Raw genomic sequence first — 25,395 nt, 5'->3', positions numbered from 1 at the left:
CCTCTATTTCTCTGTGGCACCCTCGGTGTCGTCGAAGAACGCCCAGGTGCCGTCCTCGTCGACTTCCATCCGCCATCCGAGCTCGGAATTGTCTGCGCGAACGTCGACGAACCATGCGTGCGCGTCGTCGGCGCTCGGGATCTCCTTCGTTTCGACCACAGTGCCCCGGGGATCGATCACTCGGTATTTCGCCATGGTCGTCGGGTTCCCCGCCGACTCCGGTCTGAATCATCGGACGGAATATCCCGTCCGTCCGCGCAGTTACACCATCTAATTGATGATTCAACTATCACAAGCGAGGGGTGTGGCATGGAACTCGGGTTGACGACGTTCGCCGAGGTCGGTTCCGGCGGAGCCGGGGCGGTGTCGCCGCGGCAGCGCCTGAAGGATCTGCTCGAAGAGGTCGTCCTGTCCGAGCAGGTCGGCCTCGACGTGTACGGCGTCGGTGAGCACCACCGGGCGGACTTCGCCGCGTCGGCGCCCGCAGTCGTGCTGTCGGCCGCCGCCGCGCGGACGTCCCGCATCGCATTGACCAGCGCAGTCACCGTCCTGAGCTCCGACGACCCGGTGCGCGTGTTCGAGGAATTCGCGACCCTCGACCTGATCTCCGACGGGCGCGCCGAGGTGATGGCCGGTCGCGGCTCGTTCACCGAGTCGTTCCCGCTGTTCGGTTACGACCTGGCCGATTACGACGAACTGTTCGTCGAGAAACTCGGCCTGCTGCTCGCCCTCCGCGACTCCGAGACAGTGAACTGGTCGGGACGGCACCGGTCGGCGCTGACGGACCAGTCCGTCTACCCGCGGCCCGAACGTCCCCTTCCCATCTGGGTCGGGGTCGGCGGCAATCCCGAGTCGGTGGCCCGCGCCGGACTCCTCGGCCTGCCGATGGCGCTCGCGATCATCGGCGGACAACCCGCCCGCTTCGCACCGCTGGCCGACCTGCACCGCCGTGCCGTGTCGGAGGGTGGGCACGAACCGCAGCCCATCGCCGTCCACGCGCACGGTTACGTCGCGGACACCGAGGACCGGGCGGTTTCGGAGTTCTACCCGTCGTACGCCGCGGCCATGACCGGCCTCGGACGCGAACGCGGGTGGGCGCCGATGAACCCGCAGGCATTCGACGGTCTGCGCGGACCCGGCGGTTCGCTCGTGCTCGGCAACCCCGAGCAAGTGGCGGAGAAGATCGCCGGCATGCGCGACACCCTGGGCATCGAGCGGTTCATGCTGCACCCCAGCGTCGGGCCGCTGCCCCACAACCAGGTGATGCGCGCGATCGAACTGCTCGGCACCAAGGTGGCCCCGCTCGTCGAGCAGGCATAATTCCTGCGGTGGCGGTGCCTAACCCGTACCGTCACCCATCACCGCGCCCTCCCGGCGTGGGTCCGCGCCGCCGACCCAACCCGAGTCCTGGCGTTGCAGCGCGCTGAGCCCGCTGGACTGCGGCGCGACCGACACCTGGTGACCCATCGCCCGCAACTGCACGATCAGGGGGTCGTCGGCGCCGTCGTTGGCCGCATTGATGTTCGGATGCTCCCCGCCGACGCCGGTGACCGGGGTGTTGGCCGCTCCGAAGTCGACCGCCGACACCGCCTGCTGCGGGTTCAGACCCCAATCCAGCATTCCCACGAGCGTTTTCACGACGAACTGGATGATCACGGAACCGCCCGGCGACCCCGTCACGTACTGGACGTCCCCCCGCGAACCGTCGCTGTCGCGGTCGAAGACGAGCGTCGGGGCCATCGAACTGCGGGGCCGCTTACCCGGTTCGACACGGTTGGCGAGCGGCGTCCCGTCCGGCCCGACGGGCTGGGCCGAGAAGTCGGTGAGCTGATTGTTGAGCACGAAGCCGTCCGTCATGTGGAACGAGCCGAACGCCGATTCCACCGTCGTCGTCATCGACGCGACGTTGCCGTACTTGTCGGCGATCGAGATGTGGCTGGTGCCGTGTTCCTTGTCCTGCGGCTGCACACCGAGCGGGACCGGCCCGAAGTTGCCCGGTTGCGCGGTGCCCATGCTCTTGCCGGGGTCGATGAGGCCGGCCCGCTGCTTCAGGTAGTCCTCGTTCAGCAGCGTGTCGAGGGAATTGCCCGGCAGCGGAACGAAATCGGAGTCCGCGACGTACTTGTCCCGGTCGGCGTACGCCAGTCGCTCCGCCTCGGAGATGAGATGCACGGCCTCCGCCGTCGGCTTGCCGCCGTTGTCGTCGAGGTTCGTGGGCCCGTATTCGGACAGGTCGAAGTTCTCCAGGATGCCGAGCGTCGCCGCGACCGCCGTGCCACCGGACGACGGGTTGGGCATGCCGCAGATCTCGTGATCCCGATACGGCGTGCACAGCGCCGTCCGCTTCTTCGCCTGGTAGTTCGCGAGGTCGTCGAGAGTCACCTGTCCGGGAGTGCGCCCACCCGACGCCGTCGCCGTCGCATCGACGATGCCCTGGGCGATGGCCCCGGTGTAGAAGGCGTCGGCACCGCCCGCCGCGATCGCGCCGAGCGTCTTGGCCATGGCCGGGTTGGTCAGCTTCGTGCCTGCCGGCTTGGGGCTGCCGTCCGGGTTGAGGAAGTACGCCTTCGACGGCTCGTCGAGCGCCAGATCGGGAGCGGACTCGGCGATCTGCCCGGCCATCCGGGGGCTGACCTCGAGTCCCTGGTCCGCGAGCGAGATGGCCGGGTCGAACAGTTCCCGCCACTGGTCCCGGCCGTGTTCGCGGTGCGCCAGCTCGAGCATCCGCACCACCCCGGGAACCCCGATGGACCGGCCACTCGCCCGGGCGTCGGGCTTGGGCTCGGTGCGGTCGGTGTCGCTGATCCAGCGCAGGTAGTTCTCCGTCGCCGCCATCGGCGCGACCTCGCGCCCGTCGTACGCCTCGACACTCTTCTGCCCGGCGTCGTAGTAGAGCAGGAACGCCCCGCCCCCGATTCCGGACGACTGCGGTTCGACGAGGCCGAGAACGGTCTGGGCCACGATCAGCGCGTCGGCGGCCGTGCCCCCGTCCCGCAACACCGCGCACGCGGCTTGCGTCGACACGGGATTGGCGGTGGAGACCGCATACGACGCGGTGCTCACCGGCACCATCCCGGAGCGGTACACGGTGGCGATCTCGGGGTTGGTCGCGAGGTTCTGGGTGGTCGGCGCCGGACCGGGGGGCGGCGGTGCCTTGGCGATCGGGGTGCCGTTGGGAACGTCCGCACAGGTGGCCGCCGGATCGCTCTGCGGTTCCTCGTCCGACGCGCACGCGGCCAGCATGCCGACGCAGAGAGCCGCGGCCAACGAGGCCCGAATAGCTGTTCCGATTCCCGTCACAGGACCCATCACCGAACCCTAACAGCGGAGATCCGGTGCCGACCGGCTAAAGACGAGGTCCGAAGTGCCGGGTGAGGATTCGGTAGCCGAGCTCGTGGAGGTGGTGGTGCTCGGGCCACCGGTCGCGGGTCCACGCCGGGTCGGTGTGGGCGGCGGTGATCGCGGCAGTGGTGGACGCATGCAGATCGAACTCGAGATCCCGGCCGAGTTCCGCGACGGCATCCGGTTCCCGCGCATCGCCGAGCCGCCCGATCGTCCCGGCCACCTGCTCGTCCGCGTCGCGCAGGATCCGCCGATACGAACCCGGAAGCACGGTCCACAACACGAGCAGCGCCACCGCCACACCGAGGACGGTCTCGAGAAGCCGGTCCCGGGTGACGGCGACGAGGTCGACGTGCGTTCCGAGGCCGCCGAGAACCAACGCGAGCGGGGTGATGAACACCATCGCCAGGCCGTAGTTGCGGACGAGGAACGCTTCCGTCCCCGCCATCAGGAGCGCCACGACGAGTACCAGCGCCGCCGCCGACAGGTCGAGCGTCGCGAGCGTGGCGAGCAGAACGAGTCCGAGCACCGTTCCGAAGAACCGGTGCAGCCCGCGGTACGTCCCCAGCACCCGATCCGGGCCCTGATGCAGGATCATCGCCGCGGTGATCACGGCCCAGTCGGGACGGGCGACACCGAGACCCAGCGCCAGGAGACCGGCGGCGGGGCACGCGACCAGCAGTCGGGCGACGATCGTCCAGGACCGGCCCCGGAGGTGAGCCGCCCGCGCGAGCCGGTAGCGGATCGACGGCCTGGGCAGCGGGACCTGCGGCCGCAGGTCGTCTTCGTCGGAGGCGTGGTCCGCGCCGAGACCGTGCACCGTGGCCGCGCACCGCAGGTGAGCCGCGCGCAACGTGCGGGTCAGTGGATGGTCACGCCCGACGAGGGCGGCGTCGTGCAGGCACTGCCACGCGGCGTGCAGCGACCGCACCGCGTCCCGACGGGAATTCGGTGCGGGGGTGTCGGAGAGTGCGGCCTCGACTGCGGCGACCGCGGTCGCGACTGCGGCACGCTCGGGGGTGCGTGGACGCGCGAGCAGCCCCGACATCGACACGAGCAACGCCGACACCGCGCCGGCCGCCGCCCAGGACGTCACCTCGGCCACGGAGACACCGAGGGCGGGCAGCGCGGACGAGATCTCCACCGTCAGCAGCGGGAGGAAGGCACCGGGCGCTCCCAGCCGCAGCCCGTCGACGACGAAGGCGCAGACGGCCACGACGACGGTCATCGTGAGGACGAGCGCCATCCCCCACCGCGCGGAACCGCCCGCCGACGTCGCGTCGTGCACGAGTGCACCGACCGCCGCGCCCACACCGGCGAGGAGCACCATCACGGCGGCGGCGATCGAGACCACCCGCCACCGCACCCGGTACGCCCTGCCCTCGCCGTAGACGACGGCGAAGGCTCCCAGCGTCGCCGTCGCGGCGACCGCAGAGTGTCCGAGCGCGACGCCCACCAGCGCGGGCAGGCACACGGCCACCGCGGCGCGGACCACGCTCGGCCAGCGCCGACCCTGTTTGGGTACCCCCAGGAGCAACGAGCGTGCCGGGGCCGGCGCAGGGATCGGCACACCGTGATCCCGAGACCCGGTCCCCTGGTCCTGCGCTCCTACCGACACGACCACACAGACTACGAGCGGTCGAGTCACTGGAAACAGTCGATGAGGTGCATCTCACGTGCGGTGCGCGGTACCGATCAGGTGTGGGGGCGGTGGAGCGGGCGCCCGTACTCCGCGGCGAGCAGGCCGAGAGCGACGGCACCGGCGAGCAACCCGAAGTCGCGCAGTGCGACGTCGTAGTACCCGGACAGCGTGACCAGGTTGACGATGATTCCGGCCAGCCAGGCCGCGACGACCCAGGCGCCGATCCGCGGCGCCACGGCGACGAGGATTCCTGCGATCACTTCGATCACGCCGACGGCGTACATGCCCTGCTGCGCGGTTCCCGGCAGGATGCCGTCGATCCACGGCGCGAGGTAGGCCGGCCAGTCGGTGAGCCAGTTCGTGAACTTGTCCAGCCCGAACACGATCGGCGCCACGGTGAAGACCGTGCGCAGCACGAGAAAGGCCTGATAGCCGGGGTCGGCCAGGGTGTGCGAACCGTGGCTGACCTCGTGGGGTGTGTTGGTAGCCATGACGACTCCTTCTAAAAACTATGTGTATTGACTATAGAATTTCCCGCACAATTAAGTCAACGGTTCTCGGTTTTACAATGGGTCCATGGGTGACACTCCACGCTCGGACGTCTCGGACGTCTCGGACGTCTCGGACGTCTCGGACGTCTCGGCCGTCTCCTCCCTCGACGAGCCGGTGCGCAGGCGGGTGTACGACCACGTGCGCACGCAGACGACGCCGGTCAGCCGCGACGACGTCGCCGAGGCGCTGGGACTCGCTCGCTCGACGTCCGCGTTCCATCTCGAGAAGCTGGCCGACGAGGGGCTACTGGCGGTCGAGTTCGCGCGGCGCGGGGGGCGGTCGGGTCCGGGCGCGGGGCGGCCCGCCAAGCTCTACCGACGATCCGACCGTGAATTCTCCGTACACCTGCCCGAGCGGGCGTACGCGCTCGCCGGCGAGTTGTTCGCCCGGGCGATCGAGGACGCGGACGCCACCGGCGCATCGCCGCGGGCGGCCCTCTCCGCGCGTGCCCACGACTTCGGGCGCGGCCTCGGCGCCGACACCGGCTGCACGGACGACGATCTGCTCGCGGCGCTCGCGACGTGCGGTTACGAACCGCGCCGCAGCGACGGCACCATCGTCCTGGTCAACTGCCCGTTCCACACGCTCGCCCGGCAGCACACCGACATGGTGTGCGGAATGAACCTCGCGCTGCTCTCCGGGCTGCTCGACGGCGCGGGATGCGAGGATCGGCGCGCGACACTGGCACCCGCCGAGGGGTACTGCTGTGTGCGGATCGAACGTGAGCAGCCACCCGCACGTGAGTGACAAAGCGTGCCCCGGGACGCTTCGGCACTCACCTGGGGTTGGCGCCCACGACGACGGTGGCGTCCATGTCGTCCGAGATCTCGATCCGGGTGATCAACCCGGCCTCGGCGAAAGCTTCGGCGGTGAGCGCGGCCTGGCTCGCACTGGTCTCGATCAGTAGATGACCGCCCGGCGCGAGCCAGTCGCGCGCCCCGAGGGTCACCCGCCGCTGGGTGTCGAGTCCGTCCGCGCCGCCGTCGAGCGAGACCCGTGGTTCGTGGAACCGGGCCTCCGGCGGCATCAACCGGATCGCGTCGGTGGGCACGTACGGTGCGTTGGCGACCAGGACGTCGACGCTTCCCCTCAGCGTGGTGGGCAACGGTTCGTACAGGTCGCCCTCGAACACCCGGCCGGGGTCTGGGACGTTGCGTCGCGCGCACCGGACCGCGGCGGGGTCGATGTCCACCGCATACAACTCGATGCCGTCCCCCAGCGTCTCGGCGAGCGCGGCCCCCACCGCGCCCGAACCGCAACACAGGTCGACCACGACAGCGCGCGGGCACGCGAGGGCGCCGGCCTGCTCGACGAGGAACGCGGTGCGGCGGCGCGGCACGAACACCCGCGGATCGACCGCGATCCGGAGCCCGCAGAATTCGGCCCAGCCGAGGACGTGTTCGAGGGGGACGCCTGCGACGCGGCGGTCCAGCATCGACGCGAGTTCGTCGGACGTCCTGGCCGCGGAGACGATCAAGCGGGCCTCGTCCTCGGCGAACACACAGCCGGCGGCGCGAAGCCTCGTGACGAGAACGAATTCGAGGGACGGTGAGAGAGACATTGACATGGGAAAGCCTTCCGGAATGCCGATGGGCGCTCTCCCGGTCACCTTATGTCGGTACGACCGCGCGGTCGCGGAGTGAGAGCACCCGAACTGAACGAACGGACACAGGTCTCACCTCCTCGATACGGATCCTGCTCGGAGTCGCCACACTACCTCCCTCAGCGGTCGCCGGGCAGCCGAATAACCGGAAGTGGTGTGGACCGGAGCAGTGGCGGGTATCCCATGTGACCTGCCCGAATTGACCAGGCAGATCGATCGAAGGTGATGCTCGGACCGCTGCCTCCGCATGGTGGTGGCGGATACAATCGAGGTTTCCGCGCTACCAGAGGCGGATCTCGGATAGGACCCCGATATGGCCGATCAGGCGAAGCTCCTCGACTATCTGAAGCGAGTCACCGCGGAGCTCTACCAAGCGCGGGAGAAGCTGCGCGAGGTCGAGGGTGTGAGCCGTGAACCGATCGCCGTCATCGGGATGGGCTGCCGGTTCCCCGGCGGGGTGCGATCGCCGCAGGACCTGTGGCGCCTGGTGGAGTCCGGCACCGACACCGTCGCCGGGTTCCCCGAGGACCGGGGCTGGGGCCTGGCGGACCTCTACGATCCGACGGCCGAGCAGGCCGGCAAGACATACACGGTGCAGGGCAGCTTCCTCGACGACCCGGCGGGGTTCGACCCCGAGGTCTTCGGCATCTCGCCGCGCGAGGCGCTGGCGATGGACCCGCAGCAGCGACTTCTCCTCGAGACGAGCTGGGAGACGTTCGAACACGCCGGCATCGATCCGCGGTCGGTGCACGGCCGCCAGGTCGGCGTCTTCACGGGGCTGTCCGGCATCGACTACGCGGCGCGGGCGGGCGGCATGCCGCCCGAGGACCTCGAGGGGTACTTCATCACCGGCAACGCCATGAGCGTCGCGTCCGGCCGAGTGGCCTACAGCTTCGGCCTGAACGGACCCGCGATCACGGTGGACACCGCGTGCTCGTCGTCGCTGGTGTCCATCCACCTCGCCATGCAGGCGCTGCGCAGCGGCGAGTGCGAACTGGCGCTGGCGGGCGGGGCGACCGTCATGGCGACCCCCGCGGTGTTCGTGGAGTTCAGCCGCCAGCGCGGACTGGCCCGGGACGGCCGGTGCAAGGCATTCTCCGCCGCTGCGGACGGAACGGCGTGGGGTGAAGGTGCGGGGATGGTCGCGTTGGAACGCCTGTCCGACGCAGAGCGCAAGGGCCGCCGGATACTGGCCGTCATCCGCGGCAGCGCGGTGAATCAGGACGGCGCCAGCAACGGCCTGACCGCCCCGAACAGGCAGGCTCAGGAGCGGGTGATCGCGCAGGCGCTGGCCAATGCGGGACTCGGCCCGGGCGATGTCGACGTGGTCGAGGCGCACGGCACCGGCACGAAACTGGGCGATCCGATCGAGGCGTCCGCCCTGCTGGCCGGCTACGGCCGCGACCGCCCCGCCGACCGGCCGCTGTGGCTCGGCTCGGTGAAGTCGAACCTCGGGCACACCCAGGCGGCCGCCGGCGTGGCCGGGGTGATCAAGATGATCATGGCGATGCGGCACGGTGTCCTGCCGAAGACGCTGCACGTCGACCGGCCGACCCCGCACGTCGACTGGTCCGCCGGTTCGGTGTCGTTGCTCACCGAGAACCGGGAGTGGCCGGGGTCCGATCGGCCCCGGCGGGCGGCGGTCTCGTCATTCGGCATCAGCGGCACCAACGCGCACGTCGTCCTGGAGGAGTCCCCACCGGTCGAGCCGACTACTTCCGAATCAGCTACTCCCCCGGACGAAGTCGTGGCCTGGTTCCTTTCGGGCCACACCGAGCTCGCGCTGCGCGCCCAGGCCGAGCGGCTGCGCGACTACGTCACCGAGCACCCCGAGCTGACGCCCGCCGCGGTGGCAGGCGCACTACTGGGTGCCCGTGCCGCGTTCGATCACCGCGCCGCCGTGATCGGCGCACGGCCCCAGAGTCTGCTGAGCGGCCTCGACGCACTCGGCCGAGGTGCGCCCAGCGCCGACGTCGTCACCGGTGTGGCGTTGGAAGCGGGCGACCGGCCGGTGTTCGTCTTCCCCGGCCAGGGTTCGCAGTGGGTGGGCATGGCCACCGAGCTACTGGACACGTCGCCGGTGTTCGCCGACACCGTGCGGGAGTGCGCCGACGCGCTGGCCCCGTACACCAACTTCTCGCTGCTGGACGTGCTGCGCGACCGCGATCCCGCGGCGCTGGACCGGGTCGACGTGGTGCAACCGGCGTTGTTCGCGATGATGGTCGGTCTCGCGGAGCTGTGGCGCTCCCACGGCGTCGAACCGGCGGCCGTCGTCGGACATTCACAGGGCGAGATCGCGGCCGCGTATGTCGCGGGTGCGCTGAGCCTTCCGGACGCGGCACTCGTCGTGGCCGCGCGCAGCAGGGTGATCGGCGCGTCGGCCCGGCGGGGCGGGGGAATGGCCTCGGTGGCTCTGCCGGCGGACATCGTGCGGGAAACGATTCAGCCCTGGGCCGGCGCCGTCGAGGTCGCGGCGATCAACGGGCCGTCCGCGACGGTGATCTCCGGACCCGTCGACGCCCTCGACCTCCTGGTCGGGCAGTTGCAGGGCGACGGCGTCCAGGCCAGGCGGATCGCGGTGGAATACGCGTCGCATTGCGCGGACGTCTCCGTTCTGCGGGAACCCATTCTCGACGTCCTCGCCTCCATCACGCCCCGCCGGTCGCGAATTCCGTTCTACTCGTCGGTGACCGGTGGTGTGCTGGACGGCACCGCATTGGACGCGGACTACTGGTACCGGAATCTGCGACGGACGGTCCGGTTCGAGCAAGCGACGAGATCACTGGCCGCGGACGGGTATCGACTGTTCGTCGAGTCGTGCAGCCACCCCGTCCTCACCGTGCCGTTGCAGGAAACCCTCGACGCGGCGGGTGTCGCCGGCCGCGCCATCGGCACCATCCGGCGCGACCGCGCGGGCCTCCGCCAGTTCACCGCCGCACTCGCCGAGGCACAGGTGCACGGGCTGCACGTCGAGTGGGATCGGGTGCGCTGGGCTCGACACGACGATCGGCAGCAGTGGGTGGACCTCCCCACGTACGCCTTCCAGCACCGCCGCTACTGGCTGGAAAGTCCGGTTCCACAGGGCGATTTCGCGTCGACGGGCATGGAAACGGGTGGACACCCGATGCTCGCCGCGTCGGTCGAGCTCGGCGACGGCCGGGGCGCGGTGTTCACGGGACTGCTGTCGCCACAACGCCTTCCATGGCTGAGCGACCACGGCGTCAGGGGCACCGTCATTCTGCCGGGCACGGCTTTCGTAGAGCTCGCCCTCCACGCGGGGAACCGCGTGGGGTGCGGCCGGCTCGAGGAACTCGCCATCGAGGCACCCCTGGTGATCCCCGCCGAGGGTGAGGTGGCATTGCAGGTGAGCGTGCTCGCCGACGGTGCAGCGGGCCGAACCACGGTGTCGGTGCACTCCCGGCCTGCCGATGCCGCGCAGGACACCCCGTGGACCCGGCACGCCACCGGCACGCTCGCGGCGGCCGTGGACACCGCCGACTCCCCCGAACAGCCCTGGCCGCCCGCCGATGCCACGCCGATCGACGTTCGAGGCCTGTACGACGTGCTCGACGAGGCCGGCTACGAGTACGGCCCCGCCTTCCGTGGTCTCCGCGCGGCGTGGCGGCGCGGCGACGACCTGTACGGCGAGGTGCGGCTGAGCGGAGAGGACCCGGCTGCGGCGGTCGCGGGATACGGGATCCATCCGGCGGTGCTCGACGCGGCGCTGCACGTGATTGCGCTGGGAGCCGCAGACTCCGGTGTCCGGCTGCCGTTCGCATGGGACAAGGTGCAACTGCACGCCGTAGGCGCCACCGCCTTGCGCGTGCACGTCACCACGACCGGACCCGAGCGCTACCGGATCTCCGCGTACGACGCGGCCGGCAGACCGGTGCTGACCGCCGAATCGCTAGCGCTGCGGCCGCTCGGGGACGCGGGCGTGCCTGCCGCCGGGGTGCGAGACAGCCTCTACCGCGTGGAGTGGATGCCGGTGGGTGCGTCCAGCACCGCCCCGGCAGACCTGATGCCGCTCGAGGAGGCGCTTGCCGGCGGTGATCCGGAGGGTCGCGTGCTGTGGCTCGACGGCGAACCGGGCGACGAGCCGGACACGCCGGCTCGGGCGCACGCCGCCGCGGAGGCGACGTTGCGGGCGGTCCAGTCCTGGCTCCGCGACGATCGCCTGGCCGAGACCCGCCTGCTGGTCACGACGAGGCTCGCGGTGGCGGTCCGCGACGACGATCCCGTCGACGACGTGTCCGCCGCCCCCGCGTGGGGACTGATCGGCGCGGTGCAGAACGAGCACCCGGACCGCATCACCCTGGTGGACCTGGACGCACACGCCGGTGACCCTTCGTTGATCTCCATGGCCCTGGCCTGCAACGAGCCTCAGCTGGCCATCCGGGACGGCGTACTGCTGGCGCCCATGCTCGCCGCGGTGACACCCGTTGCGGCGGCACCCGAACCGGTACCCGCGATCTTCGGCCCGGACGGCACAGTCCTGATCACCGGCGGCACGGGAACCATCGGCAGACTGATCGCCCGCCACCTCGTCGCGCGGCACGGGGTGCGCCGGCTGCTGCTGACCGGACGGCACGCGCTCGATCCCGAGAGTGCGGCCGAACTGCGTGCCGAGTTCGCCGAGTCCGGGGCGGAGGTCAACGCTGTCGCCTGCGACGTGGCCGACCGCGCCGCGGTGGCCGCTCTCCTTGCGGGCATTCCCGACCTGTCCGGCGTGATCCACGCCGCCGGGGTGCTCGAGGACGCCACCGCCGCCACCCTGACCGAAGACCAGTTGCACGCCGTCCTTCGTCCCAAGGTGGACGGTGCCTGGCATCTGCACGAACTCACCCGGGACCGCGACTTGTCGGCGTTCGTGCTGTTCTCCTCGGCGGCGGGTGTGCTCGGCGGCGCAGGCCAGGCGAACTATGCGGCGGCGAATGTCTTCCTCGACGCACTCGCGCAGCACCGCCGCTCCCGCGGGCTGCCCGCGACGTCCATGGCCTGGGGACTGTGGGACCGGCCCAGCGGCATGACGTCCCATCTGAATGCGGCCGACCTCGACCGGTTACAGCGCAGTGGCATCGACACCATCAGTCCGGAGTCGGGTCTGGCCCTGTTCGACGCTGCCCTTGCCGTGAACCGTCCGTTGATCGTGCCGATACGGCTCTCGACGAGGGCCTCCCGATCCGACGGTGAGTCGCTGCCGCCGATCCTGCGCCGGGTGCTCGGCGTCCGCCGTCGCCGCGCCGCTGCCGCCGATTCCCCGACCGGACTGGCCGAGGAGTTGCGGGCGCTGGACCCCGGTGAGCGGCACAGCCGTGTGCTCGACATCGTCACCACCCACGTGGCGGCCGTGCTGGGTCACGAAGGCAAGGAGGCGATCGACCCGGAACGTGCTTTCAAACAACTCGGTTTCGACTCGCTGACCGCGGTGCAACTGCGCAATCAGCTGGCGACCGCCACCGGTGTGCGACTGGCCGCGACTGTGGTGTTCGACCATCCCACCGCGGACGCGCTGACCCAGGAGCTGGTGGCGCGCCTGCTCGGCGACGATGCGGCTCCGCAGCCGGCCGGGCCGACACGTGCCCGCAGGGACGACGACCCGATCGTGATCGTGGGAATGGCCTGCCGATACCCGGGCAAGGTGTACTGCCCGGAGGACCTGTGGCGACTCGTCCGCGACGGCCGCAACGCCGTGGGCGCGTACCCCCACAACCGGGGCTGGAATCTCGACGAGGTGTACGACCCCGACCCGAACCGGGTCGGCACCACGTACATGAAGGAGGGCGGGTTCCTCTACGACGCAGACGAATTCGACGCCGCATTCTTCGGGATCAGCCCGCGCGAGGCGATCGCGATGGACCCGCAGCACCGGCTGCTTCTCGAGAGCGCCTGGGAAGCCTTGGAGCAGGCCGGAATCCGGCCGACCGCGCCCGGCCTCACCGACACCGGCGTGTACGTCGGGCTGATGGGCGGCGACTACGGCTTCCACCTGATGACTCAGCGCAACGTCGACGCCGAGGGCTATCTGATGACCGGGACGAGCAACAGCGTGGCGTCCGGCCGGATCTCCTACTCCCTCGGCTTCACCGGTCCCGCGGTCACCGTGGACACCGCCTGCTCGTCGTCGCTGGTGGCCATGCATCTGGCGGCGCGGGCCCTCCGCGACGGGGAATGCGCGCTGGCGCTGGCCGGCGGGGCGACGGTGATGGCCACACCCGGTGTGCTGATCGAGTTCAGCCGCCAGCGCGGGCTCGCCTCGGACGGACGCTGCAAGCCGTTCTCCGACCGGGCCGACGGCACCGGGCTCAGCGAGGGCGCGGGAATGGTGGTGCTGGAGCGGCTCAGCGACGCCCGGCGCAACGGCCACCGGGTGCTGGCGATCATCCGCGGATCGGCGGTCAACCAGGACGGGGCGTCCAACGGATTGACCGCCCCGAACGGGCCGTCCCAGGAACGGGTCATCCGCCAGGCGCTGGCGGACGCCGCGCTCGGCCCCACAGACATCGACGCCGTGGAGGCACACGGCACCGGCACCACGCTCGGCGACCCGATCGAGGCGCAGGCACTGCTGGCGGCGTACGGGCAGGGCCGGGAGGGCCGGCCGCTGTGGCTCGGTTCCGTCAAGTCGAACATCGGCCACTCCCAGGCGGCGGCGGGCGTCGCGGGCGTGATCAAGATGGTGATGGCGATGCGGCACGGGATGCTGCCCCCGAGCCTGCACGGCGACGTTCCCACCCGGCACGTCGACTGGACCGCGGGCGAGGTCTCGCTGCTCGCCGAATCGGTTGCCTGGCCGGAGACCGGACGACCCCGGCGGGCTGCCGTCTCGTCGTTCGGTATCAGCGGCACCAACTCGCACATGATCCTCGAACAGCCGCCCGAGGACACGGCGCCGGAGGTCTCTCCGTCGGCGTCGCCGCTGGTCTGGGTGATCTCCGGAAAGACCGGGGACGCGCTGCGGGCGCAGGCCACCCGGCTGGCGGAGTTTCTCGACACGGACGAGTCCGAACTCCCGGATCCGGCCGACCTCGCCTACTCACTGGCCACCACCCGATCCGGATTCACCCACCGCGCCGCGGTGATCGGCGAAACACTGGCCGACCTGCGCGAGGGTCTCGCCCGCATCGTCACGGGGCGACCCGGCGGCAACGTCGTCACCGGCACGAGCGCCCGCGGCAAGACGGCCTTCATGTTCACCGGCCAGGGTGCGCAGCGCATCGGGATGGGCCGCGGCCTCTACGAGGCGTACCCGGTGTTCGCGAGGGCACTGGACGAGGTCTGCTCCGCACTCGACGAGCACGTGGAAACCCCGGTACGGCAAGTGATCTGGGACGAGTCCGACGGCGGCGGTGCGAAGCTCGACAGCACCGAATACACCCAACCGGCACTGTTCGCCATCGAGGTCGCGCTCTATCGGCTGCTGCGGGACTGGGGCATCACCCCCGACTACCTGATCGGCCATTCGATCGGCGAGATCACCGCGGCACACGTCGCGGGGGTGTTCAGCCTGCCCGATGCCGCCGCTCTGGTGGGTGACCGTGGGCGGTTGATGCAGTCGACCAAACCGGGTCTGATGATCGCCGTACGGGCCCGCGAGGAGGACATCCTCCCGCGGATCGACGGCCGCGTCGATCTCGCGGCCGTCAACGGCGCCGAATCCGTCGTTCTCGCCGGCGCCGAACGCGACGTGCAGGCCGTCGCCTCCGAATTGTCCGCCGCCGGTCTGAAGACCACGAGCCTGCGGGTCGAGCGGGCCTTCCATTCGACCCTGATGGACCCCATCCTCGACCAGTTCGCCGCCGTCGTGTCGAGGCTGACGGCGCAGCCGCCGACGATTCCGGTCGTCTCCAACGTCACCGGGCGCGTCGCCACCGCCGAGGAACTCGTGTCCCCGGACTATTGGACCCGGCACATCCGGCACGCGGTGCGTTTCCACGACGGCGTCTGCGCCCTCGACGAACTCGGCGTCACCCGCCTCGTCGAAGTCGGTCCCGGCGCGGCTCTGGCGGCGCTCGCCGCCGAGGTCGTCCCGAACACGATCGCCACGCTGCCCGGACGCGGAGACGAGGCACACGGGATCATCGAGGCGGTCGCCGCCGCCTACGTGCAGGGCGCCACCATCGACTGGGATCGGGTGCTGCCCGGTCGCCGCCGGGTGGCCCTGCCCACCTACGCATTCCAACGCCGCTCCTACTGGCCGACGGCGTCCACCCGACATACCGGCGACCCGACCGAACTGGGTCTGACCCCGGCCGATCATCCGCTGCTCGGTGCCGCGGTGACCCTCGACGACGACGCGACCCTGTTCACCGGACAGCTGTCCCTGCACCGGGATCCATGGCTCGTGCCACCGACGATCGACGACGGCGACCAGCCGTCGACCGTCGAAGCGAAGACGCTGTTGCCTGCCGTGCCGGTCGAACTCGCCCTGCACGCGGCCCACCACGTCGGTCTCGACCACATCGACGAACTCACCCTGCACCACCCGCTCGTCCTCCCGCCGTCGGGACTGGCCTCGATTCGCGTGCTGGTGTCGCCGCCCGGCACCGACGGCGCTCGCACCGTCACGATCTCGTCGAAGTCGGGTGACACCGACGGCCCGGACAGCTGGGTCCGGAACGCTTCGGCGACGATCGACGACGTCGTCGGCCCTGCCGCCGGTGTGCCGCAGCAGGACCCGGGCGACACCGAGACCGAGGTGCGCCTCGACGACGGCACCGACACGAGTGGTTTCGGCATCCATCCGGAACTGCTGCAGGCGGCGATCGAACCCCTCCTCGGGTGGGACGGCTGGCCGCTGACCTGGTCTGGGATCCGTCTGCACACCGTCGGCGCAGAGGCGATGACCGCCCGGTTCACCGCCGGCGAGGACGGACGGTACCGCGTTGCCGCCGTCGACCCCGCGGGCGAGCCGGTGCTGACCGTCGACGCGCTGCGGGTGACGCAGAGGACGGGCGACGGACAGGACGCAGGCCGGTCGGCGGCCCTGCGACTGCACCGGGCCGCCTGGATCCCGGTGGAGGTGGCCACGTCCGAACGGCCCCCCGGTCCGGCGGTGGTTCTCGGCGCCGAGGGGTTCGGCGACCCGGGTGTCGGTTCGACGTTCCCGCGCTATCCCGACCTGGAGGCGCTGCGCACCGCGATGGAGTCCAGGCCGGACGACGACGACCTGCGTCCGTGGACGGTGCTGGTCGGGTGTGCGACCGAGGGCGACCACGGTCCGGACGCGACCCACGACCTGTGCGCGCGGGTACTGCGACTGCTCCAGGAGTGGCTCGACGACGACGCGGTCGCCGACAACCCGCTCGTGATCGTGACACGCAACGCCATGGTGACCGACGACGGGCAGGACCACGACGCTCGTCCCGACCTCGCGGCCGCGTCGGTGTGGGGTCTCGTCGGCTCCGCACAGAACGAGAACCCGGACCGGTTCGTACTGATCGACCTGGACGACGCATCGGACGCCGAGGCCGCGATCACGTCGGCACTGGCGAGCGGGGAACCGCAATTGGCGGCCCGGAACGGCACCTTGCGCGCACCTCGGTTGCGGCGCATGCCCGCCGTCGACGAACCGACACCGTTCGATCCCGACGGCACCGTTCTGGTCACCGGCGGCACCGGCACGGTGGGATCTCTCGTAGCCCGGCACCTGGTGACCGAGCACGGGGCACGGCACGTGCTGCTGACCAGCCGGCACGGACCCGACGCCGAGGGCAGCGACCGACTGCGCAGCGAACTGCGCGGTCTGGGTGCCGAGGTGAGCATCGTTGCCTGCGACACCGCGGACGAGTCGGGGGTCGCCGCGCTGCTGGCCGGGATACCGCCCGAACACCCGCTCACGGCGGTGATCCACGCCGCCGGCGTGATCGACGACGGCACCCTCGCGTCGCTCACCCCCGAGCGGCTCGACGCGGTCCTGCGACCGAAGGTCGATGCGGCCTGGAACCTGCACCGGCTGACCGCGGACAGCAACGTGCGGGCGTTCGTCATGTTCTCTTCGCTCGCCGGCATCCTCGGGGCTCCCGGGCAGGCGAACTACGCGGCCGCGAACATGTTCCTCGACGCCCTCGCCCATCACCGCCACGCCCTCGGGCTGCCCGGGCTCTCGATCGCGTGGGGCATGTGGGCGACACCCAGCGCCATGACCGACAACCTCGGCGCGATCGACCTCGCCCGAGCCCGCCTCAGCGGAATGATTCCGATGCCCGCGGCCGACGGCCTGGCCCTCTTCGACAGCGCTCTGGCCGCCGGTGCACCCACGGTCGCGGCCGCACGGTTCGACCACTCCGGTTCGGCCGCACCGTACGTTCCCGCCCCGCTGCGTGGCCTGATCCGGGAATCGCGCCCGCACGCCGCAGGGTCGGACGCGGTCGTGACCGGTGCGAGCGGGTCCGGACCCTCGGATTGGGCGCAGCGCCTCGCCGACCGGTCGATCCCCGAACAGCGGCACCTGATGCTCGATCTGGTGCGGAGCGGAGCCGCCACGGTGCTCGGCTACGACGCGTCGGACTCGGTGGACCCCGACCAGGCGTTCAAGGAACTCGGCTTCGATTCACTGGCGGCGGTTGCGCTCCGCAACCATCTCGGTGCCGCCACGGGGCTGCGGTTGCCGCCGACCATGGTGTTCGACCACCCGAGTCCGCGCGCGGTCGCCGAGTTCCTGCGCTCGGAACTCGTCCCGGATCCGATGTCCGTTGCTCTCGCCGACGTCGACCGGCTGCGCGCGACGATCGCCGAACTCGGCGAGGACAGCGAGGCACGGTCGGCCATCGCGCAGCGCCTCGGAAGCCTGTTGGCCGAGGTCGGCACGTCCGACGACGCGCATGCGGCCGCGGTCGACAAGATTCACGCCGCGACGAGTGAGGAGATCCTCGACCTCATCGATCGCGGTCTCTGACCCGAAACAGTGCGGGTGATCGCCGCCGGGAACACCGGCCCCGCAGGCGATACGATCGTCGCCGTCACAGGCCTCGAAAGGAATCACACGCCCCATGCGCCGCACCCTTGCTCTGACCGCCCTCACCGTCTGCTCCGCGGCAATCCTCACCGCCTGCGGTGGCGACAGCGACACCGCCGCCTCCGAGACGACGTCCGCCTCGGCTTCCGTGGCGGCGAGGACGACCGCCGCCACCGCCCCCGGCAGCCGCGTGTTCTCGGTCGCCGACGACCCGCAGACGGCCGCCGACTACCTGGCCTACCTGCGCGCGAACAACCAGACCGTCACCGACGACGACCTCGCGGTCCATCAGGCCGGTGAGATCTGCACCGCCCTCGACGCAGGCAAGCCCCTCGATCAGGTGCGTGAGGAGTGGACGCCGATGCTCACCAACGACGGCGTCTACCCGTACATCATCGGCGCGATCACGCGGTACTGCCCCGATCACGAGAACGTCCTCAACTAGTAGTAGGCGCTTCGCGCCCGTGCGCCTTTCTGGTTGTTGCAGCTACCAAAAAGGCGCACGGGCGGCGGAGCCGCCCTGTGGGAATACCTGGACGCAGCGGGTGTTACACACTATGAAGTAGTTGAACAATCAATTACCTGAGTACGAGGAGACACCCCATGCCTGCCGTGACGGTCGACAACATCCTTGCCCTGCCGCGTATCGACGCACCCGCTCCCGGCGCCGTCGACCGCCCGGTCCGTTCGCTCACCACCGCACCCGTCGGCTACGAGGGCGAAGGCTTCCCGGTTCGCCGCGCGTTCGCCGGCATCGACCTGACGGCCCTCGACCCGTTCATCCACATGGACCAGATGGGCGAGGTCGACTACGCACCCGGGGAACCCAAGGGCACCCCGTGGCATCCGCACCGCGGCTTCGAGACCGTCACCTACATGATCGACGGCATCATGGAGCACCAGGATTCCAACGGCGGCGGCGGCACCATCGGTGGCGGCGACACCCAGTGGATGACCGCGGGCGGCGGCATCCTGCACATCGAGACCCCGCCCGAGCACCTGGTGATGAGCGGTGGCCTGTTCCACGGCGTCCAGTTGTGGGTGAACCTGCCGCGCGACAACAAGATGGCCGCGCCCCGCTACCAGGACATCACCGGCCAGAAGGTGGCCCTGCTGTCCTCGTCCGACGGCGGCGCTCTCGTTCGGGTGATCGCCGGTGACGTGGACGGACACCACGGCCCCGGGTCCACGTACACGCCGATCAGCCTCGTCCACGCGACGATCGCACCGGGTGCGAGTCTGACGCTGCCGTGGAACCCCGAGTTCAACGCGCTCGCCTACGTCCTCGCGGGCGAGGGGCTCGTCGGTTCGGAACGTCGTCCGATCCGCATGGGCCAGACGGCCGTCTACGGACGCGGTGACACCCTCACGATCGCCGCGGCTGACACACAGGATTCGCGGACCAAGTCCTTCGAGGTGTTCCTCCTCGGCGGCAAGCCGATCCGCGAGCCCGTCGCGATGGCCGGACCGTTCGTCATGAACACCAAGGCCGAGGTACTGCAGGCGTTCGAGGACTTCCAGGCCGGCCGCCTGGGTTCCGTTCCCGCGGCGCACGAAACGCTCGACTGACCCCATGTGAGTGGCAAAGCGTGGCGGGGCACACAATGCCACTCACGTGCGGAAGGTAATGCGCGACAGACGATTCGGCGCCCCACTCAGGGGCGCCGGATCTTCGCGTCGATGCGGTGGATCCGTAGGTCGTCCTGCGGGATCCGGAACGTCTCGACCACCCGGACCGTCACGAGGGTGCGGCCGAACAGTCCGGCGTCGAGGAGGTAGTCGACGGTGACGTCGTCGCCGTCGACCGTCCACACACAGTCGCGGATCGCCCGGATCACCCGGTACTGGGGGCCGCCGGACAGGCTTCGGCGCAGGTGATTTCCGGAGAACGCCGTCTTCAGCCCCACCTCGTACCGCACGGCCCGCGGCTCGATGGGCACCGTGTTGCCGTCGTGGCTGAGCAACGCGTCCAGGTAGGCCCGGGCGACATCGACCTGTGTGTTCATGTCAGTAGTCGAACATTTCGGCTGCGGCGAGCACCAGCGTTTCCGCGTCGTCGCAGCTAGGCGCGGACGCCGCCACGGACGCGGTCAGCCGATTGCTGCGCTTGTCCCGTTCGCTCACCGGACTCGACGGCAGGTTCGTGTCGAACACCGCACCCGGGTAGAAGTAGTAGTGACATTCGAGTGCGTCCCGGAAGTACGTGAACGTCTTGCCGTCGAGTTCGACCGCTTCGGGGCCGCCGGTCTGCGACGGTTCGGGCGACAGCGCCAGTTGCACGGACGCCGCGTCGCCGCCGCGGAGCGTCAGGAGACATTCGTAGGGACGGCTACCCGGAGAGAACGTCTCGACGCCCCGTCCGGACATCTTCTCGACCGCCCGGCACGGATCCTGCTGCGCGAGAGGAATATCCGAACGCACCGGCACCGGGGTGCGCAGCCTGCCGGCGACCGATCCGAGGACCGTGCGGGCCTCCGCGCAGTCGTCGCCGCCGGCGGAGTCACCCGTTCCGCCTGCCCCGTCGAGATACGACACGTGCCCCCACCGCCCCGGGGCGGTGTCGTCGTCCGGCACTCCCGGAACCGGCGGCAGCGAGAAGTAGAGGGTGCACGTGCCGGGGAGCGCGCCGACCGCGGGACGCACCTCGATTCCCGACGTCACCTCGCCGGCACCGGTGTCTTCCGTGGGTTCGCGTTCGCCCACCGTCACCTCGACCCAGACGGGGTTGGCGGGTGTGCCGCGGGGAGGCACCAACTCGGCGTGGCAGGTGGACAGATCGCCGACGGGCCCGAATGCAGTGACCTGCCCGAGCGAGGCGACGAGATTTTGGTCGAGCAGTCCGCACGGCGCGATGTCGCGGGCCGCGGCGGCGACGGCCAACTCGACGCGGCTGTGGTCGCTCACGGGCAGGCCGTAGATCGGCTCGCCGACGCCGGCGACGCTCGGCGCCCCCTCGACCACCCCGGCGCACGACGCGAGCAGTGCCGCAAAAAGTGCGGCCACCAGCGGTGTTACCACCGTCGCGCTGCGGCCCACCGCTGTCTCCTCACTCGGACTTCGAACCCCGGCACGCGAACGATGGTGCCCGGAGTACAGTGCTGAGTATGCAGCGCGCACTCCTCCTTGGTTGCCGCGACGGGGTCTGATCCAGACTGGCTTCCCGTCGCGGGGTTTCTCGTGCGCCGGTCGACACAGCCGTTGGACTCAGAAAGTCCACATCGAACCTGGAGATCAATCCCATGTCCCCCGCTGACGCCTTTACCTCCGGAACGCGCACCATCACGCCGCCTTCCAAGCCTGCTCCCTCCGATCAGCCGGAGTGGAACACGCAGAAGAATTCGTCGATGCCGACGTTCCGCTACCGCTCCTTCTCCGAAGAAGTGGAGCCGGTGTCGCTGCCGGACCGCTCGTGGCCCGACAAGATCATCGACCGTGCGCCGCAGTGGTGCGCGGTCGACCTCCGTGACGGCAACCAGGCGCTGATCGACCCGATGAGCCCCGCCCGCAAGCGCCGCATGTTCGAACTGCTGGTGCGGATGGGCTACAAGGAGATCGAGGTCGGCTTCCCGTCGGCGAGCCAGACGGACTTCGACTTCGTCCGCGAGATCATCGAAGACGGAGCGATTCCGGACGACGTCACCATCCAGGTGCTCACGCAGTCCCGGCCGGAACTGATCAAGCGCACGTTCGAGGCCTGTGAGGGCGCGAACAAGGTGATCGTCCACTTCTACAACTCGACGTCCATCCTGCAGCGCCGGGTGGTGTTCAAGGCCGAGCGCGACGTGATCAAGAAGATCGCGACCGACGCGGCGGCCCTGGCCCTCGAAGAGGCGAAGAAGTACCCCGACACGCAATGGCGCTGGGAGTACTCCCCCGAGTCGTACACCGGCACGGAACTCGAGTACGCCAAGGAGGTGTGCGACGCCGTCACCGAGGTGCTGCAGCCGACGCCGGAGAACCCGGTGATCCTGAACCTGCCCGCCACCGTCGAGATGGCGACGCCCAACGTGTACGCCGACTCCATCGAGTGGATGCACCGCAACCTGGCCCGCCGCGACTCGGTCATCCTGTCGCTGCACCCCCACAACGACCGCGGCACCGGCGTGGCCGCCGCGGAGCTGGGCTACCAGGCAGGTGCCGACCGCATCGAGGGCTGCCTGTTCGGCAACGGTGAGCGCACCGGCAACGTCTGCCTGGTCACGCTCGGCCTCAACATGTTCACCCGGGGCGTCGACCCGCAGATCGACTTCTCGAACATCGACGAGATCCGCCGCACCGTCGAGTACTGCAACCAGCTGCCCGTCCACGAGCGTCACCCGTACGGCGGCGACCTCGTGTACACCGCGTTCTCGGGCAGCCACCAGGACGCGATCAACAAGGGTCTCGACGCCATGAAGTTCGACGCCGACTCGCAGGACGCGGACGTCGACGACATCCTGTGGGCGGTTCCCTACCTGCCGATCGACCCCAAGGACGTGGGCCGCACCTACGAGGCCGTGATCCGCGTCAACTCGCAGTCCGGCAAGGGCGGCGTCGCGTACATCATGAAGGCCGATCACGGGCTGGTGCTGCCGCGTCGCCTGCAGATCGAGTTCTCGCAGGCCGTCCAGCGGATCACCGACGGCGAGGGCGGCGAGGTGTCGCCCAAGGAGATGTGGGACGTCTTCCACGAGGAGTACCTGGCTCCGATCACGCCGCTCGAGCGGATGAAGCAGAAGGTCACGGCGTCCGAGGAGGACGGCGGCACCGACTCCATCACCGCGACCGTGAAGGTCGACGGCAAGGAGCACGAGATCTCGGGTTCGGGCAACGGCCCGCTCGCCGCGTTCGTCGACGCGCTCGCCACCATCGACTTCGACGTGCGTGTGCTCGACTACTCCGAGCACGCCATGTCGGCCGGTGACGACGCCCAGGCGGCCGCGTACGTCGAGTGCGCGGTGACCGCTCCCGACGGACGGAACACCGTGGTCTGGGGTGTCGGCATCGCGACGTCGATCACCACCGCGTCGCTGCGCGCCGTCGTCTCGGCGGTCAACCGGGCGCACTGACCGCTTCCCGACCCTCGCTGCCGCAGGCGCGCACCACGCGCACCTGCGGCAGCGTCGTTTCCGGCCACGGAAAGCGGCTCCCTCCGGGCTTCGGGTGACTACCCTGGTAACGGAGTCCACACCGGACCCGAACCGCCTCGGACCCTTCGGGGGGCGTCGTGAATCTGGCATTTCAACAGCATCTTCCGGTCCGTCCGTATCCGGCCCGGCGCCGCCCCAAGGGCAGCTTCTTCTACAAGATGATCACGACGACGGATCCCAAGGATCTGGGGATTCTGTACCTGATCACGTCGTTCGTCTTCTTCATGGCCGGCGGTCTGATGGCGCTGCTGATCCGCGGCGAGCTCGCCGTTCCGGGTCTGCAGTTCCTGTCGAACGAGCAGTACAACCAGCTGTTCACGATGCACGGCACGATCATGCTGCTGCTGTACGCGACGCCGATCGTGTTCGGGTTCGCCAACTACATCCTGCCGCTGCAGATCGGCGCCCCCGACGTCGCGTTCCCCCGTCTCAACGCGTTCAGTTACTGGGCGTTCCTGTTCGGCGGCACCATCGCGATCGCGGGTTTCATCACCCCGGGTGGCGCCGCGGACTTCGGCTGGACGGCGTACTCGCCGCTGACGAGCGCGCTGCATGCGCCGGGCGTCGGCGCCGATCTGTGGATCATGGGGCTGGCGCTGTCCGGTCTCGGCACCATCCTCGGCGGGGTCAACATGATCACGACCGTCATCTGCCTGCGAGCCCCGGGCATGATCATGTTCCGGATGCCGATCTTCACGTGGAACATCTTCATCACCAGCATCCTGATCCTGGTGGCGTTCCCGATCCTCACCGCAGCGCTGATGGGGCTGTTCGTCGACCGCCATCTGGGCGGCAATCTGTACGACCCGGCCACCGGCGGCGTGCTGCTGTGGCAGCACCTGTTCTGGTTCTTCGGCCATCCGGAGGTGTACATCGTCGCGTTGCCGTTCTTCGGCATCGTGTCGGAGATCTTCCCGGTCTTCAGCCGCAAGCCGCTCTTCGGATACAGCGGGCTCGTCTACGCGACGATCGCCATCGCGGCCCTCTCGATCGCCGTGTGGGCGCACCACATGTACGCGACGGGCGCGGTGCTGCTGCCGTTCTTCTCCTTCATGACGTTCCTGATCGCGGTGCCCACCGGGGTGAAGATCTTCAACTGGATCGGCACCATGTGGAAGGGGCAGCTGACGTTCGAGACCCCCATGCTGTTCTCGCTCGGCTTCCTCATCACGTTCATCTTCGGCGGCCTCACCGGTGTCATCCTCGCGAGCCCGCCGCTGGACTTCCACGTCACCGACAGCTACTTCGTGATCGCCCACTTCCATTACGTGCTGTTCGGGACGATCGTCTTCGCCACGTACGCGGGCATCTACTTCTGGTTCCCGAAGATGACGGGCCGCATGCTCGACGAGCGTCTCGGCAAATGGCACTTCTGGACCACGTTCACCGGTTTCCACGGCACGTTCCTCGTCCAGCACTGGCTCGGCGCCGAGGGGATGCCGCGCCGCTACGCCGACTACCTGCCCTCGGACGGCTTCACCGTCCTCAACTCGGTCTCCACGGTGTTCGCGTTCGTCCTGGGCGCGTCGACCGTGCCGTTCGTCTGGAACGTCTTCAAGAGCTACCGCTACGGCGAGGTGGTCACGGTGGACGATCCGTGGGGGTTCGGCAACTCCCTGGAGTGGGCGACGACGTGCCCGCCGCCGCGGCACAACTTCACCGAGCTGCCGCGCATCCGCTCCGAGCGGCCCGCGTTCGAACTGCACTATCCGCACATGGTCGACCGGATGCACCGCGAGGCACACGTCGGTGTGCGGGGCGCGGTGGCGCACGCGACCGAACCGGCGGGTGCCGATCCGCAGGTGAACCGCCAGTAACTTCTGCGTGAAAGTTCCCTTCCCCGAGAGCTTCTCGAGGAACCGGACGAAAACGACTCTGTGACAATGGGTTGCAGATACCTCTCCGGAGGACGCCCAGTTCGGCGGAATTCCGGCCGCATTACTCCCTCGTAGCGTCGACACGCAAGTCCTTGAACGCTTGACAAGCAGATCGGGGCCTCGCAGAAGTTACGCGCGGGTACAAATTTTCGACGTTATGCTCGCATTCCCCGAGCATCGGTCCCGCAATGGCGCAGGTCCGACGATCGCGTTCGGGGCGCCCCTGGAGGTAGTCAAGTGGGTTGTGCAGGGGTGCACGTGTCCGCGAAGGCGGCACCCAGTCCTCGGCGGAC

Annotated in this window: 14 protein-coding genes; 7 read left to right on the top strand and 7 right to left on the bottom strand. The window is 69.6% G+C overall.

The window, feature by feature from the left end; genetic code table 11:
- Positions 1–3: 3 nt before the first annotated feature.
- Positions 4–195, bottom strand: a complete 192-nt coding sequence (locus G9373_RS11660) for a hypothetical protein (protein WP_005253397.1) — start codon at positions 193–195, stop codon at positions 4–6.
- A 114-nt stretch (positions 196–309) separates the two neighbouring features.
- Between G9373_RS11660 and G9373_RS11655 the strand changes: the two genes are divergently transcribed.
- Positions 310–1,320 (top strand): LLM class flavin-dependent oxidoreductase, encoded by a 1,011-nt coding sequence (locus G9373_RS11655; RefSeq protein WP_005567824.1) that lies wholly within the window; start codon positions 310–312, stop codon positions 1,318–1,320.
- Between the two features lie 18 nt (positions 1,321–1,338).
- On the opposite strand, the gene ggt is transcribed toward G9373_RS11655, so the two are convergent.
- The 3 genes from ggt to G9373_RS11640 form a co-directional block, all read right to left on the bottom strand.
- Complete coding sequence (ggt, locus tag G9373_RS11650) at positions 1,339–3,309, bottom strand: gamma-glutamyltransferase (RefSeq protein ID WP_167115237.1); 1,971 nt, start codon at positions 3,307–3,309, stop codon at positions 1,339–1,341.
- A 37-nt stretch (positions 3,310–3,346) separates the two neighbouring features.
- On the bottom strand, positions 3,347–4,873 hold the full coding sequence (locus tag G9373_RS11645) for an FUSC family protein (RefSeq protein WP_206032083.1): 1,527 nt from the start codon (positions 4,871–4,873) through the stop codon (positions 3,347–3,349).
- 164 nt (positions 4,874–5,037) lie between these two features.
- A complete protein-coding gene (locus tag G9373_RS11640; RefSeq protein ID WP_005253393.1) occupies positions 5,038–5,475 on the bottom strand; it encodes a DoxX family membrane protein in 438 nt (145 codons plus the stop codon).
- Positions 5,476–5,560: 85 nt separating this feature from the next.
- On the opposite strand from G9373_RS11640, the gene G9373_RS11635 reads away from it, so the two are divergent.
- Positions 5,561–6,283 (top strand): helix-turn-helix domain-containing protein, encoded by a 723-nt coding sequence (locus tag G9373_RS11635; RefSeq protein WP_167115231.1) that lies wholly within the window; start codon positions 5,561–5,563, stop codon positions 6,281–6,283.
- Positions 6,284–6,311: 28 nt separating this feature from the next.
- On the opposite strand, the gene G9373_RS11630 is transcribed toward G9373_RS11635, so the two are convergent.
- A complete protein-coding gene (locus G9373_RS11630; protein ID WP_043793935.1) occupies positions 6,312–7,103 on the bottom strand; it encodes a putative protein N(5)-glutamine methyltransferase in 792 nt (263 codons plus the stop codon).
- A gap of 349 nt (positions 7,104–7,452) precedes the next feature.
- Here G9373_RS11630 and G9373_RS11625 point away from each other — a divergent pair, with 349 nt between their 5' ends.
- The 3 genes from G9373_RS11625 (at position 7,453) to G9373_RS11615 (ending at position 19,665) form a co-directional block, all read left to right on the top strand.
- On the top strand, positions 7,453–18,036 hold the full coding sequence (locus G9373_RS11625; RefSeq protein WP_167115228.1) for a type I polyketide synthase: 10,584 nt from the start codon (positions 7,453–7,455) through the stop codon (positions 18,034–18,036).
- A gap of 94 nt (positions 18,037–18,130) precedes the next feature.
- Positions 18,131–18,541, top strand: a complete 411-nt coding sequence (locus G9373_RS11620) for a DUF732 domain-containing protein (protein ID WP_005248623.1) — start codon at positions 18,131–18,133, stop codon at positions 18,539–18,541.
- A gap of 158 nt (positions 18,542–18,699) precedes the next feature.
- Positions 18,700–19,665 (top strand): pirin family protein, encoded by a 966-nt coding sequence (locus G9373_RS11615; protein WP_005569602.1) that lies wholly within the window; start codon positions 18,700–18,702, stop codon positions 19,663–19,665.
- 86 nt (positions 19,666–19,751) lie between these two features.
- On the opposite strand, the gene G9373_RS11610 is transcribed toward G9373_RS11615, so the two are convergent.
- A complete protein-coding gene (locus G9373_RS11610; RefSeq protein ID WP_061040833.1) occupies positions 19,752–20,102 on the bottom strand; it encodes a hypothetical protein in 351 nt (116 codons plus the stop codon).
- Between the two features lies 1 nt (position 20,103).
- Positions 20,104–21,078: a hypothetical protein gene (locus G9373_RS11605; RefSeq protein WP_240960464.1), complete on the bottom strand. Its 975-nt coding sequence runs from the start codon at positions 21,076–21,078 to the stop codon at positions 20,104–20,106.
- A 257-nt stretch (positions 21,079–21,335) separates the two neighbouring features.
- Between G9373_RS11605 and leuA the strand changes: the two genes are divergently transcribed.
- Positions 21,336–23,144 carry a 2-isopropylmalate synthase gene (gene leuA / locus G9373_RS11600; protein ID WP_005253386.1) on the top strand — a complete coding sequence of 603 codons (1,809 nt, stop codon included), beginning with the start codon at positions 21,336–21,338 and terminating at the stop codon, positions 23,142–23,144.
- A gap of 164 nt (positions 23,145–23,308) precedes the next feature.
- Positions 23,309–25,042 carry a cytochrome c oxidase subunit I gene (ctaD, locus tag G9373_RS11595; protein ID WP_206032081.1) on the top strand — a complete coding sequence of 578 codons (1,734 nt, stop codon included), beginning with the start codon at positions 23,309–23,311 and terminating at the stop codon, positions 25,040–25,042.
- The last annotated feature ends 353 nt before the right edge of the window (positions 25,043–25,395 follow it).

Origin of the sequence: Rhodococcus sp. A14 (genome assembly GCF_011603105.1) — a bacterium.
In the GTDB taxonomy this organism is placed as follows: Bacteria; Actinomycetota; Actinomycetes; order Mycobacteriales; family Mycobacteriaceae; genus Rhodococcus_F; species Rhodococcus_F opacus.
The sequence above is the reverse complement of the archived record's forward strand: the minus strand, read 5'-3'. Positions and strand labels throughout refer to the sequence as shown.

Bases quoted from the DNA above. Each gene is read 5' to 3' on its own strand.
- G9373_RS11630 (WP_043793935.1), bottom strand. From the start codon at position 7,103: ATGTCAATGTCTCTCTCACCGTCCCTCGAATTCGTTCTCGTCACGAGG.
- G9373_RS11620 (WP_005248623.1), top strand. From the start codon at position 18,131: ATGCGCCGCACCCTTGCTCTGACCGCCCTCACCGTCTGCTCCGCGGCA.
- G9373_RS11610 (WP_061040833.1), bottom strand. From the start codon at position 20,102: ATGAACACACAGGTCGATGTCGCCCGGGCCTACCTGGACGCGTTGCTC.
- G9373_RS11640 (WP_005253393.1), bottom strand. From the start codon at position 5,475: ATGGCTACCAACACACCCCACGAGGTCAGCCACGGTTCGCACACCCTG.
- G9373_RS11660 (WP_005253397.1), bottom strand. From the start codon at position 195: ATGGCGAAATACCGAGTGATCGATCCCCGGGGCACTGTGGTCGAAACG.
- G9373_RS11635 (WP_167115231.1), top strand. From the start codon at position 5,561: ATGGGTGACACTCCACGCTCGGACGTCTCGGACGTCTCGGACGTCTCG.
- leuA (WP_005253386.1), top strand. From the start codon at position 21,336: ATGTCCCCCGCTGACGCCTTTACCTCCGGAACGCGCACCATCACGCCG.
- G9373_RS11615 (WP_005569602.1), top strand. From the start codon at position 18,700: ATGCCTGCCGTGACGGTCGACAACATCCTTGCCCTGCCGCGTATCGAC.
- G9373_RS11655 (WP_005567824.1), top strand. From the start codon at position 310: ATGGAACTCGGGTTGACGACGTTCGCCGAGGTCGGTTCCGGCGGAGCC.
- ggt (WP_167115237.1), bottom strand. From the start codon at position 3,309: ATGGGTCCTGTGACGGGAATCGGAACAGCTATTCGGGCCTCGTTGGCC.
- G9373_RS11625 (WP_167115228.1), top strand. From the start codon at position 7,453: ATGGCCGATCAGGCGAAGCTCCTCGACTATCTGAAGCGAGTCACCGCG.